Source organism: Neisseria sp. P0008.S010 (assembly GCF_051962715.1).
GTDB lineage: Bacteria > Pseudomonadota > Gammaproteobacteria > Burkholderiales > Neisseriaceae > Neisseria > Neisseria elongata.
This window is the reverse complement of record NZ_JBQCVA010000369.1, coordinates 1-250: the sequence shown is the minus strand read 5'-3', so window position 1 is coordinate 250 and position 250 is coordinate 1. Positions and strand designations below refer to the sequence as shown.

Genomic DNA, 250 nt, shown 5'->3' with positions numbered 1-250 from the left:
ATAAAAGACAGGACTACTAGGGTATCTAATCCTGTTTGCTACCCACGCTTTCGCACCTCAGCGTCAGGTGTGGGCCAGGGTGCCGCTTTCGCCACAGGTGTTCCTCCCGATATCTACGCATTCCACCACTACACCGGGAATTCCACACCCCTCTTCCAACCTCAAGCCTCGCAGTATCGAATGGCCTCTCCCGGTTAAGCCAGGAGCTTTCACATCCGACTAACGAAGCCGCCTGCGTGCGCTTTACGCC

The 250-nt window shown here is 56.0% G+C and carries 1 rRNA gene; it reads right to left on the bottom strand.

What is annotated here, in order from left to right:
• Positions 1–250 (bottom strand): 16S ribosomal RNA (locus tag ACTHSL_RS13960); the annotation flags it as partial.